This window comes from Pseudomonas syringae group sp. 243L2 (assembly GCF_032587875.1).
GTDB classification, from domain to species: Bacteria; Pseudomonadota; Gammaproteobacteria; order Pseudomonadales; family Pseudomonadaceae; genus Aquipseudomonas; species Aquipseudomonas amygdali.
On the sequence record NZ_JAWHPL010000021.1, the window covers coordinates 583,053 to 596,607 of the forward strand.

At 58.5% G+C, this 13,555-nt stretch carries 13 protein-coding genes and 1 pseudogene; 5 read left to right on the forward strand and 9 right to left on the reverse strand.

The genetic code is table 11. From position 1 onward, the window contains the following. Positions 1–89 precede the first annotated feature (89 nt). Positions 90–1,019: a LysR family transcriptional regulator gene (locus tag RYB66_RS15565; protein WP_016981443.1), complete on the forward strand. Its 930-nt coding sequence runs from the start codon at positions 90–92 to the stop codon at positions 1,017–1,019. Here RYB66_RS15565 and pstB read toward each other — a convergent pair whose 3' ends face one another. From pstB to pstS, 4 genes are all read right to left on the reverse strand, one after another. Further along, positions 1,020–1,799, reverse strand: coding sequence for a phosphate ABC transporter ATP-binding protein PstB (gene pstB / locus RYB66_RS15570; protein WP_002553918.1), 780 nt, complete (start codon positions 1,797–1,799; stop codon positions 1,020–1,022). It abuts the gene before it with no gap. After that, on the reverse strand, positions 1,799–2,683 hold the full coding sequence (pstA, locus tag RYB66_RS15575) for a phosphate ABC transporter permease PstA (protein ID WP_002553919.1): 885 nt from the start codon (positions 2,681–2,683) through the stop codon (positions 1,799–1,801). Before pstA ends, pstB begins: the two co-directional genes overlap by 1 nt. Then, positions 2,680–3,675: a phosphate ABC transporter permease subunit PstC gene (gene pstC, locus RYB66_RS15580; RefSeq protein WP_003371940.1), complete on the reverse strand. Its 996-nt coding sequence runs from the start codon at positions 3,673–3,675 to the stop codon at positions 2,680–2,682. The genes pstA and pstC overlap by 4 nt, the downstream gene beginning before the upstream one ends. A gap of 81 nt (positions 3,676–3,756) precedes the next feature. Further along, entirely contained in the window at positions 3,757–4,776 is a 1,020-nt protein-coding gene (gene pstS / locus RYB66_RS15585) for a phosphate ABC transporter substrate-binding protein PstS (protein WP_002553921.1), read from the reverse strand. A 531-nt stretch (positions 4,777–5,307) separates the two neighbouring features. On the opposite strand from pstS, the gene RYB66_RS15590 reads away from it, so the two are divergent. Next, positions 5,308–5,592 carry a hypothetical protein gene (locus tag RYB66_RS15590; RefSeq protein ID WP_002553922.1) on the forward strand — a complete coding sequence of 95 codons (285 nt, stop codon included), beginning with the start codon at positions 5,308–5,310 and terminating at the stop codon, positions 5,590–5,592. Positions 5,593–5,691: 99 nt separating this feature from the next. Continuing rightward, a complete protein-coding gene (locus RYB66_RS15595; RefSeq protein ID WP_039847468.1) occupies positions 5,692–5,994 on the forward strand; it encodes a hypothetical protein in 303 nt (100 codons plus the stop codon). Here RYB66_RS15595 and RYB66_RS15600 read toward each other — a convergent pair. Then, positions 5,970–7,673: a VRR-NUC domain-containing protein gene (locus RYB66_RS15600; protein ID WP_005745904.1), complete on the reverse strand. Its 1,704-nt coding sequence runs from the start codon at positions 7,671–7,673 to the stop codon at positions 5,970–5,972. The genes RYB66_RS15595 and RYB66_RS15600 overlap by 25 nt on opposite strands. Positions 7,674–7,841: 168 nt before the next feature. Between RYB66_RS15600 and RYB66_RS15605 the strand changes: the two genes are divergently transcribed. Further along, positions 7,842–8,357, forward strand: coding sequence for a nucleoside 2-deoxyribosyltransferase (locus tag RYB66_RS15605; RefSeq protein WP_002553924.1), 516 nt, complete (start codon positions 7,842–7,844; stop codon positions 8,355–8,357). Between the two features lie 14 nt (positions 8,358–8,371). Here RYB66_RS15605 and RYB66_RS15610 read toward each other — a convergent pair whose 3' ends face one another. Next, positions 8,372–9,274 (reverse strand): LysR family transcriptional regulator, encoded by a 903-nt coding sequence (locus RYB66_RS15610; protein ID WP_004665637.1) that lies wholly within the window; start codon positions 9,272–9,274, stop codon positions 8,372–8,374. A 106-nt stretch (positions 9,275–9,380) separates the two neighbouring features. Between RYB66_RS15610 and RYB66_RS15615 the strand changes: the two genes are divergently transcribed. Then, positions 9,381–10,469, forward strand: a complete 1,089-nt coding sequence (locus tag RYB66_RS15615) for an AbrB family transcriptional regulator (RefSeq protein ID WP_005745902.1) — start codon at positions 9,381–9,383, stop codon at positions 10,467–10,469. A 23-nt stretch (positions 10,470–10,492) separates the two neighbouring features. On the opposite strand, the gene RYB66_RS15620 is transcribed toward RYB66_RS15615, so the two are convergent. The 3 genes and pseudogenes from RYB66_RS15620 to RYB66_RS26660 form a co-directional block, all read right to left on the reverse strand. Then, positions 10,493–11,737, reverse strand: a complete 1,245-nt coding sequence (locus tag RYB66_RS15620; protein ID WP_316894825.1) for an AGE family epimerase/isomerase — start codon at positions 11,735–11,737, stop codon at positions 10,493–10,495. 125 nt (positions 11,738–11,862) lie between these two features. Continuing rightward, the gene (locus RYB66_RS26655; RefSeq protein WP_371321916.1) at positions 11,863–12,729 is read right to left on the reverse strand and encodes a methyl-accepting chemotaxis protein; all 867 of its coding nucleotides are present in this window, start codon (positions 12,727–12,729) and stop codon (positions 11,863–11,865) included. Continuing rightward, positions 12,718–13,488 (reverse strand): annotated as a pseudogene (locus tag RYB66_RS26660) (MCP four helix bundle domain-containing protein); the annotation flags it as partial. The gene RYB66_RS26655 and the pseudogene RYB66_RS26660, both read right to left, overlap by 12 nt. Positions 13,489–13,555: the final 67 nt, after the last annotated feature.

The following is a 13,555-nucleotide window of genomic DNA, read 5'->3' on the forward strand; positions in this document are numbered from 1 at the left end:
ACGCTGGACGCCCCCTGCCACGCTTGCCTAGACTGAGCCGTCGGTTACAAGCCGTCGTGGTCAGCCAGGTCTGATGCCAAGGAACAGCAATGAATCGAAATGAACTGCGCAAGGCCGACATCAACCTGATGGTGGTCTTCGAGACATTAATGCAGGAGCGTAACGTCACCCGGGCCGCCGAAAAGCTGTTTCTCGGCCAACCCACGATAAGCGCCGCACTGAATCGCCTGCGCAACCTGCTCAATGACCCGTTGTTCATCCGCGTCGGGCATCGTATGGAGCCGACCGCGCGCGCCCATGAGATTCTCAAGCACCTGACGCCAGCGCTGGATGCCATGTCTACCGCGCTGAGCCTGACGACCGATTTCGATCCCTCGGTCAGCAAGATGACGTTTCGCATCGGCCTGACCGACGACGTCGAATTCGGCCTGTTTCCCGCCATGCTCAAGGCCATCCGCGAGGAGGCGCCTGGCGTGGTAATCGTGGTCAAGCACGTCGACTACCTGAATATCTCCGAAGTGCTGATGTCCGGCGACATCACCGTCGGCGTCTGCCTGACCCGTGAACTACCGGCCAATGCCAAACGCAAGACGCTGCGCAACGTGCAGCCACGGCTGGTGCGCGCCGACAAACAGCGCGGCCCGATGAGCATCGACGAGTATTGTTCACGACCTCATGTGGTGGTGTCGCACGTGGCCAGCATCAGCAGCTTTGCCGATGAGTGGCTGACCGCACTGGGTCGCAAGCGTCAGGTCGTGTTGTCAGTGCCGCAGTTCGCCACCCTGCCCGCACTGATGGCTGGCACCGACATGATTTCGGGCCTGTCCGACTACGCGGCGAAGGCAATGAGCGCATTGGGTTTGCTGTATGACGAGCCGTTGCCCTTCCCCACGCCGGGGCTGGACCTGTCGATGACATGGCTGAGTGTGATGGACAGCGACCCTGCCGAGCGTTGGCTGCGCAGCAGGATCGAGGAATTCATGGGCGGGCGCCAGGAAGCGCCCGCCCTGGCAGGCTGATCAGCCGAAACGACCGGTAATGTAGTCTTCGGTCTGGGTCTTGGAGGGCTTGGTGAAGATGGTGTCGGTGTCGCCGTGCTCGATCAGTTCACCCATGAACATGAAGGCGGTGTAGTCGGAGCAACGCGCCGCCTGCTGCATGTTGTGGGTCACGATGATCACGGTGAACTGCTCCTTGAGTTCAGTGATCAGCTGTTCGATACGCCCGGTCGAAATCGGGTCAAGTGCCGAAGTGGGCTCATCGAGCAGCAACACCTGAGGGCGCAGCGCGATGGTGCGGGCGATGCACAGACGCTGCTGCTGACCACCGGACAGACCGGTTGCGCTCTGCTTGAGCTTGTCCTTGACCTCATCCCACAACGCCGCACCACGCAGTGCCTGCTCGACGCGATCTTCCATTTCCCGACGCGACAACTTTTCGTGGTGCTTGATGGCATAGGAAATGTTGTCGTAGATCGACATCGGGAACGGCACCGGCTTCTGGAACACCATGCCCACATGACTGCGCAGGCGGTTCATCGAGTAGCCTGGCGCCAGGATGTTTTCGCCATTGAGCAGCACTTCGCCGCGCGCTTCCTGTTTCGGGTACATCGCGTAGATACGGTTGAAAACGCGCAGCAGGGTCGATTTACCGCAACCCGACGGGCCGATGATCGCAGTGATGCGCTTCTCGGGGATGGTCATGTCGATGGACTTCAACGACTTCTGGTTGTTGTAGAAAAACTCCAGACCGCGCACTTGGATCTTGGTCTTTTCGTTGGCCAGGGAAAGGTTGTTCATCAGGACGCCCTATTGCGCAGAAGAATTAAGCGAGACAGCAGACTCAGTATCAGTACGAACAACGTCATGACCAGCGCACCGGCCCATGCCAGAGAGTGCCAGTCATCGAACGGGCTCATGGCGTACTGGAAAACCACCACCGGAACACTGGCGATTGGTTTGAGCAGATCACTGCTCCAGAACTGGTTGCCGAAAGCGGTGAACAGCAGCGGCGCGGTTTCGCCGGTGATACGTGCCAATGCTAGCAATACGCCAGTAACCACACCCGCCTTGGCAGCGCGCAGGACGATTTGCAGAGTCAGCTTCCATTGCGGCACACCTAGCGCCAGTGCGGCTTCACGCATGGTCGAGGGTTGTAGTTGCATCATTTCGTCAGTGGTACGCACCACCACCGGGATCACCAGCAATGCCAGAGCCAGCGCACCGGCAATCGCCGAAAAGCCCACTTGATGGCCTGTGACTGCGTTGAGCGGCAGTACCACAACGGTGTAAACGAACAGGCCGAGCACGATGGAAGGTGCCGACAGCAGGATGTCGTTGATGAAGCGTACTGCGTTACCCAGCTTGGTGTAGCGAGCAAACTCGGCCAGCCAGATACCGGCCATCAGGCCGATTGGTGTACCGATCAACAGGCCTATGCCCGACATCAGCACGCTGCCATAGAACGCGTTGGCCAGGCCACCCTCGGTGCCAGGTGGCGGGGTCATACCGGTGAACAACTGCAGGTTGAGCGCGTCGATACCCTTGATGATGGTGGTCAGCAGAATCCACACCAGCCACAGCAGGCCGAAGGCAGTGGCACCACAGCTGAGCACCATCGCAATCTTGTTCTTGATGCTGCGAACCCGATACAGGCTCTCGCTGCCAGTCACATCCTTACTCATAACCCCTCCTTACGCGAAAGGCGCGACAGCATCAGACGTGCAAGGGCCAGCACGATGAAGGTGACCACAAACAACAGGAAGCCAAGGGCGATCAGTGCCGAACGGTGCAAGTCGGTATAAGCCTCGTTGAACTCGTTGGCGATTACCGAGGCGATGGAACTGCTTGGCATCATCAGCGATGCAGAGAACTGGTGAGCGTTACCCAGTACAAAGGTGACCGCCATGGTTTCGCCCAGCGCGCGTCCCAAGCCGAGGAACACACCGCCGACCACTGCCGAACGGGTGTAAGGCAGCACGATGTCCCAGACCACTTCCCAGGTGGTGCCACCCAGTGCGTAGGCCGACTCTTTGAGGGCTACGGGTACAGTGCGGAAGACTTCCTGCATGACCGAGGTAATGAACGGCGTGATCATGATCGCCAGCACGATACCGGCGGTCAGCATGCCGATACCCAGCGGCGGGCCTTGAAACATCGGACCGATCAGTGGCAGTGCGCCGAGGTTTTCGGTGATCCAGGGTGACAGGTGTTCAGCCATGAACGGGCCAAAGACAAACAGCCCCCACATGCCGTAGATGATCGACGGGATACCTGCCAGCAGCTCGATGGCCGAGGCAATCGGCATGCGCAGCCAAGGCGGAGCTACTTCGGTCAGAAAGATTGCAATGCCGAAACTCACCGGGACGGCGATCAGCAAAGCCAGAAAAGAGGTAACCAGGGTGCCGTAGATCGGAACCAGCGCGCCGAACTTGCCGGCGTTCACGTCCCACTCGGTGCTGGTCAGAAAGCCAAACCCGAAAGTCTGGAATGCCAGACTGCCGCCCCACAGGGTCGACAAGGCAATACAACCCAGCAAAGCAAGCACCAGCATCGCTGCGGCCTGCAATGAACGCTTGAACCACAGGTCATGACGATGATCCCGTTTGGCGCGCTTCTCGCCCTCGGACTCACCAGCGGAGACGTTAGCGGACAGGTATTGGGTGTTTTCAGTCATGTTGAGGCCACTCGCAAGGAAAAGCCCCTGTCACCGAGCCGATATCGCGGCTGATGACAGGGGTGGTACGGGTTGAATCACTTACTTGGTGAATTCCGTTTTCCAGTAGCTTTCCACGCGTTCAACCAGCGATTTCGGCAATGCTACATATTCCAGTTTCTCGGCTTGTTTCTGGCCGTTTTCCAGCGACCATTTGAAGAAGTCGAAAGCGGCTGCGCTTTTCTCTTCGTTCTTGGCTTTCTTGTACATGATGATCCAGGTGGTCGCGGTGATCGGCCATGCAGCCTCACCCGGCGCGTTGGTCATGATCAGGTTGAAGTCTTTGGCGCTCGCCCAGTCGGCAGTGTCAGCAGCGGCAGCAAAAGCCTTGGCGTCTGGCTTGATGAATTTGCCGGCAGCGTTTTTCAACTGGGTGTAAGACAACTTGTTGGTCGTCGCGTAGGAGTACTCAACGTAACCGATCGAACCCTTGATCTGTTTCACGTAGGCAGAAACACCTTCGTTACCCTTGCCGCCCACACCGGCTGGCCACTGCACGGTCGAACCGAACTTCAGCTTCTCGTTCCACTCCGGGCTGACTTTGCTCAGGTAGTTGGTGAAGTTGTAAGTGGTACCCGAACCGTCCGAGCGGTGAACAACGGTGATCGCAGTATCAGGCAGCTTCACGCCCGAGTTCAGGGCAGTGATTGCCGGGTCGTTCCACTTCTTGATGTCGCCCATGAAGATCTTGGCGATAGTTGGGCCGTCCAGCTTCAGCTCGCCACTTTCAACGCCTTCGACGTTGACGATCGGCACGATACCGCCGATGACGCTCGGGAACTGACCCAGACCGCCAGCCTGCAGGTCCTCAGCGGACATAGGGGCGTCGGATGCACCGAAGTCAACAGTCGCTGCCTTGATCTGGGCAATACCGCCGCCCGAACCGATGGACTGATAGTTGATACGGTTATCCTTGGTTTTGCTGTAGTCCTGGGACCACGCTGAAATAACCGGGTAGACGAAACTCGAACCAGCACCTGTGACATCAGTCGCATGGGCCACACCGCTGAGGCACAGCGAAGCGATCAGAAGCGACAAGCGTTTTTTAGTCAGCAGTATCACGGTAATACCTCAGTCCAGGAGATTGTGTGGTGGCCCAGTTAGGGAGGCCCGAGGCGGATTTAAAACCTGAAATGTTGCTGTTTCATGACAATCCAACGAATCGTGTCAGCGAAGGAACTTTTTTGTAGGCGATTTCCTACGCTGTCGACGTTGAAAAACCCCGTAGAGCCCAGTGTTTACGGCGAAATCACACCCTCAAGCGCTAAATAGCTTTTTGCCACCTCTAGATGGATAGCTAAACGCCAGCTGCGTTATAAAAATGTAAGAAAGTATGATTTTAAGAATCGTTGGGGATGACCGGACGGTCAGCTTATAGCTAAATCAACTTAAAAATGTTCCAAACGCGCTGATCAAGCCTATGTAAACAGACGAACGCGAAAGGTTTGAAACCGCCGAATCAAAGAGTCGGTATCAAGTGCGCGCGCGTGGCACACAGCTACCGTTCGTCGGGTTAAAGGGCACCTATGGCCACTGGCCAATGACCAATATACGTACTTTAAAGAACTACTTTAAAACAACGGAGTAAGCATTATGATCAAGACCAAACTGACTGCCCTCACCCTGGCAGGCCTGATGGCCGTCGCTTCGGGTGCAGCCTTTGCCGAATCGACCACCAGCTCTGAAACGCCAATCAACAAGAATGCGACCAAGCTGCCGGGCACTAACACCCAGCCGATGGACCGCACCTCTTCCGAAACTCCTGGCGCGCAAACAGACAGCAAAAAAGCGGCTGCCGAAAAGTCGATGAATCATGACAAGGGCGCACACGGCACGCACGACAAGAGCAACGTTACTGAAAAAACCAAGACTCAGTAATTATGCTTCTGACGCGGGCAGGACAACATGTTTTGCTCGCGGGTCAGTGACAGGCCCCGTAACACCGTTCTACCCCATTGCACTCACGGAGGTTGCAGCATGATCAGGAATAGATTGGGGGCATTAGGCCTTGCAGCACTGCTGGCGCTCTCGGGCGCAAGCGCATTCGCAGGCTCTACAGGCCCGACGAACCCGGTAGGCGACGGTCCGAAAGTACCCGGCACCGGAGCGGAAAAGAACGTGGACGGAACCAGTCCCGGCGCGCCAGGCACAAGCCCCGGCACCAAAGGCATGGACCCGCTGCCCGGAAAGAATGGCAGTGCGGCTGACAAGCCTCATGACTCGAAACAACCGCATGACGCCAATCACCAAGACAGTCAGGATGAACACAAAGCGCCTTGATGGCAGGCCAGCTCTTCAATGACGTCGGCAGCATGCTCAGTTGCCCACTGCACATAACACACCTCCACCGGCATACCATGCTCGGCGCAGAAATCCAGCCAGCGCAGTTGGTTGTCCTGGAGACGATCCCCTGGTCCCTTGACCTCTATCATTCGATAGCGCCGCTGCTCCGGGAAGAACTGGATCAAGTCCGGCATTCCGGTCCGGTTGGCTTTTACATCCTGCAACAGACGACGAAACCAATGACGCAGGTGCTCAGCGGGCAGGCAATACAGTGCCTGCTCCAATAGCTGCGGCGTCAACGCAGCCCAGAATACGAAGGGTGACTGCAGGCCGAATTTGCTTTGAAAATGCTCGCGAATGGTCGCCAGGTATTCACCTGACTCCAGTTGCATCAGGCAGGCATCGAACAATGCCACCCTGCGCTGATAGAAGTCCGGGCTGTACAGATCGCTGGGTGCACTGTGAAACGGGTGAAAGAATGCGCCAGGCAAGGGCGCGAAAATGGCCTTCCAGCACAGCAGACCAAACAGGGAATTGATCAGCGCATTCTCGACGTAATGCACTTCCCCACCCTGCTCTTGTTCAAGGTGCTGGCGTATCAGACGTTCGACACTTATTCCCGATACTGGCGTGATTTGAACGTCCAGCCGCGCAACGGCCTGCACATTGCGTTTGCGCGCGCCCGTGAGGCCGAGCTTGCGTTGCAGCCGTGGCAGTACGCGTGACAGGTGCTGGACCTCGGCATCACTTTCAGGAGCCAGACGGGCCTGTTCCGCCAGCGTCAGCGCCGCGGTGTACTCGGCGTTGCGCTCCAGCACGCGGATTTGCCTTGAACGCGCGCCGGGGTAGCTGGACTGACGGTACACTGCCATCGCCAGAGGCCAGTCCTGCAGGCGCTCGGCCTGCTGCCCGATGCGAAACAGCAGTTTGGCGCGACGCATATGCAACCACGCATTGCCGCACTGGACCGCGATGACCTGTTCGGCCAGCGCATGCAGATCGGTGCAGGTTTCCAGCGCTTCTCGACAGGCATGCAATTGCAGGCACACATCGATGTCGGCGCGCTGATTGATGACGCGCGACTGCACCGAAAATTCGACCTTTTCGTAGCGGTAAATACCCAGATCAGCCAGCACGAACTCTGACCACTCCTGATACAGATTGCCGAAGTACAACAATCGCAGGCGGTCACAGAGCGGCATGATGTTCAGGCCGAACACGGCGTCAGACAACGTCGGGTGCCATTGCTCAAGTGCCTGTGGCGCTTCATACAACGGCTGCAAGCGCTCCAGCCATGCCTGCTTGCGCTCTGGCCCCTTGACTGCATGGGCTTTGAAGCACTGGGTCAGCTCGTCGCGGCGCAGCAACTGGAACAGTTCGCTCAAACCCAGCGGCGGGCTGGTGACGACCCAGCCGCGATCCAGCAGCGGCTGCACTGCCTCACGAGGGTCGCCGATTTCGACGTAACTCAGTTTGCTGGCCCGAAACAATACGCCCTTGCGCATCACCATGCGTACCAGCAGACCCTGGGCACGCACGGGCACCTCGGCAAACTCGCTGATGAAACGGCGCTCGGCTGCGTCGAGCAGGTCGTCGTAGCGCAGGGCAATCCAGGCGAGGACCTGCCGGAAGTTTTCCAGGTAATAGAACGGATTGTCGAGAGGAGCAGTATTCAAGGCCAGCGTTCACATGAAAATGATCAGACTGGACAAGAATACTGGTTATCCGTACAGATTCCAGCTCAAATACCTGCTGAGCGCCGGTCGGCCGATCAATGGCACGTATCGCGGCCAGACAGTCGGCCTTAGAATCAGTGGGATAACCTCTATAGCCAAGAGTCGGATATGCAAACGCCACTGGTTTATCTCGCAGGCTTCGACGTGTTCCGGCCAGACGCCGTCGAGTACGGACGCTACCTCAAGGCGTTATGCTCGGCACACGGGCTTGAAGGTTTGTACCCCTTCGACAATGAAGTGACGCTCGGGCGCACGCCGCATGAAACTGCGCAGCAGATTTACTCGATGAATATCGCGATGATTCATCGCTGCTCTGCCGTACTGGTCAACCTGAATGTGTTTCGCGGTCTGGAGCCGGATTCGGGCAGCGCATTTGAAGTCGGTATGGCGGTGGCATTGAACAAGCCCGTTTGGGCGTACTTCGAGCCAGTGACCTCGTTGCGCGAACTGGTTTCTCATGATGAACACGGGTTTGACCGCGACGGCTTTATGGTTGAGGACTTCGACTTGCCCCGCAACCTGATGCTCGCCTGTAGCTGGGCGGGTACCAGCTCTACCGTGGAGCTGGGTGCCGAGGCACTGGCAAGGTACCTGAATGGCTTAAAGGTCATGCCCGGCGAGTAGCTGAACGCACGCGCTCACCCCCAACCCAGAAAGTCCCCGCCGTTGTCACGCAGCATCTGCAACATGCCCTCTGCCGCTGGCGACAGGTAGCCGCCCTTGCGCAGGGTCACGCCGATGGTGCGTTTGAGCGTGGTCTGTTCCAGTGGCACTTCACGCAGGTGTTGCATGGTCTTGCCAAACTCCAGCGACTCGCGGGCGATGAAGCTCAGCAGGTTGCTTTGGGCAATCAATCCTGGCAGCAGGGAGATCGAGTTCGCCTCGATCTGCACTGTCGGCAGCGGCAGGCCGTTGGCAGCAAAGGTCGCGTCCAGCCACTTGCGTGATGAAACGCTGACCGGCGGCAGTACCCAGCGATATGCGCAGAGGTCACTCATCTTCAATGAGGTCTTGAAGATCGGGTGCTTTTTGCTGGCGACCACCACGGCTTCGTCCCTGAGTATGGCAAAGCTGGTGACGTCTTCGCTGTCGGGTGCCAGTGCGCAGATGATCATGTCCAGTTGCCCTGAACGCAGCGACTCACGCAACAGGTCATCCTGGCCTATCACCAGCTTGAAAGTGACATCCGGCGTACGCTGTAACAGGGCCGAGGTCAGTTTCGGCATCAGGTATTCCGCCATCGTCGCGGCGCAGCCGACGCGAATGTTGCCCACCATGCCACTGGCGAAATCCCTTACTTCCCGCTGGGTCTGGGCAATGCTCTGCTGCAGTTCCTTGCCGCGTGCCTGCAACAGCTCACCCACCGGGGTCAGTTTGATGCGTCGACCGTCACGCTGAAACAGCCGCGTTCCGAATGATTCCTCCAGCCGCTGAATGCTTTTTGTCAGCGCGGGCTGACTGCGATTGAGCTTTTCCGCGGCTCGCCCGAGGTGGCCCAGTTCGGCAATGGTTTCAAAATAAGTGAGATCGCGCAGGTCCATATCTATCAACCAAAGTTATCAATTCATGATTATTAGAAAATAGACTTGATCGGTTGCCAAGTCGATACTGTTTGCATGTGATCCACCCGATTCAAGGAGAACGTCCTTGTCAAACGCTTCACGCTTTTCACTTTCCACCCTTGCCCCGCTCACTCAATGGGCGGGCCTGATCCTGATGGCCGGTGCTGCCGGTCAACTGCTCAAACTGTTCAATATGCCTGCTGCGATGTTCCTCGGCCCCATGCTGGTTGCTATCGGCTTTGGCGTGTCGGGCGCCACCATCCGCATGCCCAAGCGGGCGTTTCAGCTCGGCCAAGGCACCGTTGGTGTGCTGATTGCGCATGCGATGTCAGTCAGCGTATTGCTCACGGCGCTACAGTCCTGGCACGTCATGCTGCTGGCCACGATCCTGACTGTGGTGCTGAGCGCGGCGGTGGGCTTGGTACTGGTGCGCTTTGGCGGAATCCCGAGTAACACTGCCGCCTGGGGCACGTCGCCCGGCGCGGCTTCGGCGATGGTCGCCATGTCCGAGGATTACGGCGCAGACTCGCGAGTCGTTGCCACCATGCAATATGTGCGCGTGGTCTGCGTGGTCACCATCGGCGCGCTGGTCAGCCATTTCATCGGCGCACCGGATTCCGGGGCTGACCTGCACAGCACCGCAGCCGCCTTGCATAGCCTGAACCTGATCGACCTCGCCCTGAGTCTGGCAGTGATCGTAACGGGCGTAGCACTGGGCTCGCGCCTGCCAGCGGGTGCCTTACTGGTGCCGTTGATACTGGGCGGCGCGCTGCAACTGAGCGGCGTCATGCAGATCAGCATTCCTGACTGGCTGCTGCCAATTGGCTATGGTGCTATCGGCTGTTATGTAGGGCTGCGTTTCGACCGGCCGACAGTGCAATACGTGTGGCGACGGCTGCCGATGATGATTCTGGCCTCACTGCTGCTGATCGTTCTGTGCGCCCTGTCGGCCTGGCTGATTGCAGCGATGATGGGCAAGGATTACCTATCGGTGTACTTGGCAACCAGCCCGGGCGGCCTGGACACCATGGCCATTATTGCCATCGATACTCATGCCGATGTCGGCTTCGTGCTGGCCATGCAGACCCTGCGCCTGTTCGGCGTGATCCTGACCGGCAGCTTCCTGGCCCGGCAGATTATTCGCCTGAGCGACAAACGCATCCCTGCGCTCTGATTGCCGATGCCAGGCTCAGCCGTTCACTCATGCCCCGCCAGAGCACTGGCCAGGCTGGGTGCCAGCGGCAACACCGGCAACAGCGTGGCCTGATAGGCGTGATAAAGGTCCGGCTTGCCCGGCCAGATATCAGCGCTTGGCTCGTTGCGCTGGTTCAGCTCATGGCGCCAGCTACCATGCTCATGATCGATGAACAGGGTCTCGTTGAATTCCCAGAAACGGCGATACCAATCTTCATACTGTTGCTCGCCGGTACGTTGCAGCAACGCGGCAGCAGCAGCGGCCGCTTCGCAGTGGGTCCAGTGCAGGCGATGACGGACCACTGGCTGGTTCTGCCAGTCAAGGGTGTAGACGATACCCGGCGCACCGTCGACATCCCAGCCGTAGCGGCAGGCATTGGCAAACAGCTGGCGGGCGTCATCCAGTAACCATTCCGGATTTGCGCGCCCGACATGGCGACGCGCGGCCTCCAGATGCAGCACCAGCCGTGCCCACTCGAAGGCATGCCCCGGCGTGGTGCCGAACGGCCGGAAGCCATCAGCCGGGTTTTCGCGGTTGTAATCGGGCAGCGGTTGCCAGTTTTGTGTGAAGTGCTCGATGACCTGAAAATTGTTGGCCCCGGCATGTTGATGGATCACCCGCTCGACAATGCTCAACGCCCGGTCGAGCCATTGAGCATCGCCGGTTACGTCGGCCAGCGCGAGGAAGGCTTCGGTGCTGTGCATGTTGCTGTTGGCGCCGCGATAGGCCTCTTCGTTGCTCCAGTCCTGCGCAAACGACTCACGCATGGCACCTTCCTGCTCGCTCCAGAAACGGGTCTGGATGACCTGGATGGCGTCAGACAGCAACGCCTGCGCGCCAGGCCGCCCCGCCACCACGGCAGAGCTGGCCGCCAGTGCGACGAAAGCATGCAGATACGCCTGTTTGTCGGTTTTACCGCCGTCTTCGAGCGCAGCACTGAACCAGCCATCGTGTTCGGCATCGCGCAACGGGCCACGCAATGCGGCGATGCCATGATCGACCAGTGCGGCACAGCCGGGGATGCCTTGCGCATGGGCCATGGCAAAACAGTGGGTCATACGTGCGGTATTCATGGTTTCGGCCGTGGCGCCGACCATCAGACGGCCGTAGTCATCCAGACTGCCAAAACCGTTGTCGAGCCGGGAAGCCTTGGCGAAGGTCAACAGACGGTTGCCTTCCAGTGCCAGCCATTGATGATGGGCTGGCGAGCGCAGCCAACTGCTGAAGGTGTGATTATTATTATCCATGACGCGATGCCGCCCCCTTCGATAAGGTTGTGCCCAGACTGTACCGGAGGTCATTTCGACCGAGGGCATAATGCGCGCCCGGTCGATCGTCGGCAAGCGGACACAACCTGTATCAATGTAGGGTTTTACACCTTGAAGCGTGAGACCACCTGATTCAGGTCAGCAGCAAGACGCGACAATTCATGACTCGACGCACTGATCTGGTTGGCCCCCTGAGTCGACTGCATGGACAGATCGCGAATGTTGACGATGTTGCGGTCGACTTCACGCGACACTTGCGCCTGTTCTTCCGCAGCGCTGGCAATCACCAGATTACGCTCGGAAATCTGATTGATCGACGATGTGATCTCACTCAACGACTCGCCCGCGCCCTTGGCCAGCGCCAACGTCGAATCGGCCCGGTCGCGGCTGGTGTTCATCGAGTCGAGCGCCTGCGCAGAACCGCTGCGCATGGCATTGACCATCGAGTCGATTTCCAGCGTCGACTGCTGGGTGCGATGCGCCAACGCACGGACTTCATCCGCCACTACCGCGAAACCGCGGCCCGACTCGCCCGCGCGCGCCGCCTCGATGGCCGCGTTGAGCGCCAGCAGGTTGGTCTGTTCGGCAATCGAGCGGATCACGTCCAGCACCTTGCCGATATCCTGAGACTGATTGGCAAGGTTCTGCACCAGTGTCGAGGTGGCCTGCACGTTGTCGGTCAGTGTCTGGATCGACTGCACCGTCTCGATCACCCGCGTCTGGCCTGCCAGTGCCGAGGTACTGGACTGGGTGGAGGCGTCCGACGTGGACACGGCGTTACGCGCAACTTCCTCTACTGCCGAGGTCATTTCATTGATCGCCGTGGCGGCCTGATCGATCTCTGCATTCTGCTGGTTCAATCCGCGATAGCTGTCCTCGGTGACCGAGTTGAGTTCAGTGGCCGCCGACGCCAGCTGGGTAGCCGAGCTGCCGATGTGGCGCATGGCTTCACGCAGATTGACCTGCATCATTGCCAAGGCACGCAACAGTCGGGTGACTTCGTCTTCGCCGTCGACCTCGATGGTATGGGTCAGGTCGCCGTTGGCAACCTGCTCGGCAGCAGTCACGGCACGTTGCAACGGCCCCACGATACTGCGGGTCAGCCAGAGCGCCAGACCGATGGTGCACAATGCAGCGAGAACGACAAAGACAATGACGATGTCACGTGATTTGTCATATTGGGCTTCAGCCGACTTGCCTTCGGCATCGACTTTGGTGACATAGAAATCAGCCAGATCATTGAGCTGTTTACCGGAACCGTCGACGATCTGTTTCATATCGACCAGCAGCAGCTTGTTCAGACCGGTGCTGTCGCCCTGCCCGGCGAGAACAAAAGAGCGATCCAGCGCGCTGCGGTATTGACCCATGGTGACCATGAACTGGTCAGTCAGGGTCTTCTCTTCAGGGGTGTCGACGAACGTCTTGAGAATGCCCAGCTTCTTGTCCAGATCACCCAGACGTACGTCCAGTTGCCCGCGATAGGTCGGAATGCTCGCAGGGTCGGTGTCCAGTGCCATGCGCAAGGAGATGGTCCGGATACGCAGCATGATTTCCCGGATATCGTTGACCACTCGCATGCTGGGCAGCCAATTGGTCTCCACTGCCACTTCGCTCTGGCGAATGGTCGACATCTGTGCCAGCGCGAACCATCCAAGTAAAGCCACCAACAGGGAAATCAGGGTAAAACCCAGACCGGCACGACGAGCGATTGTGAGTGTGCGTAGATTCATGACCAGTGCTCTTTTGTATTTGGAGGGCAGTATCTGACGCCAAGTTGTCAGACAACCGAGAGCATAT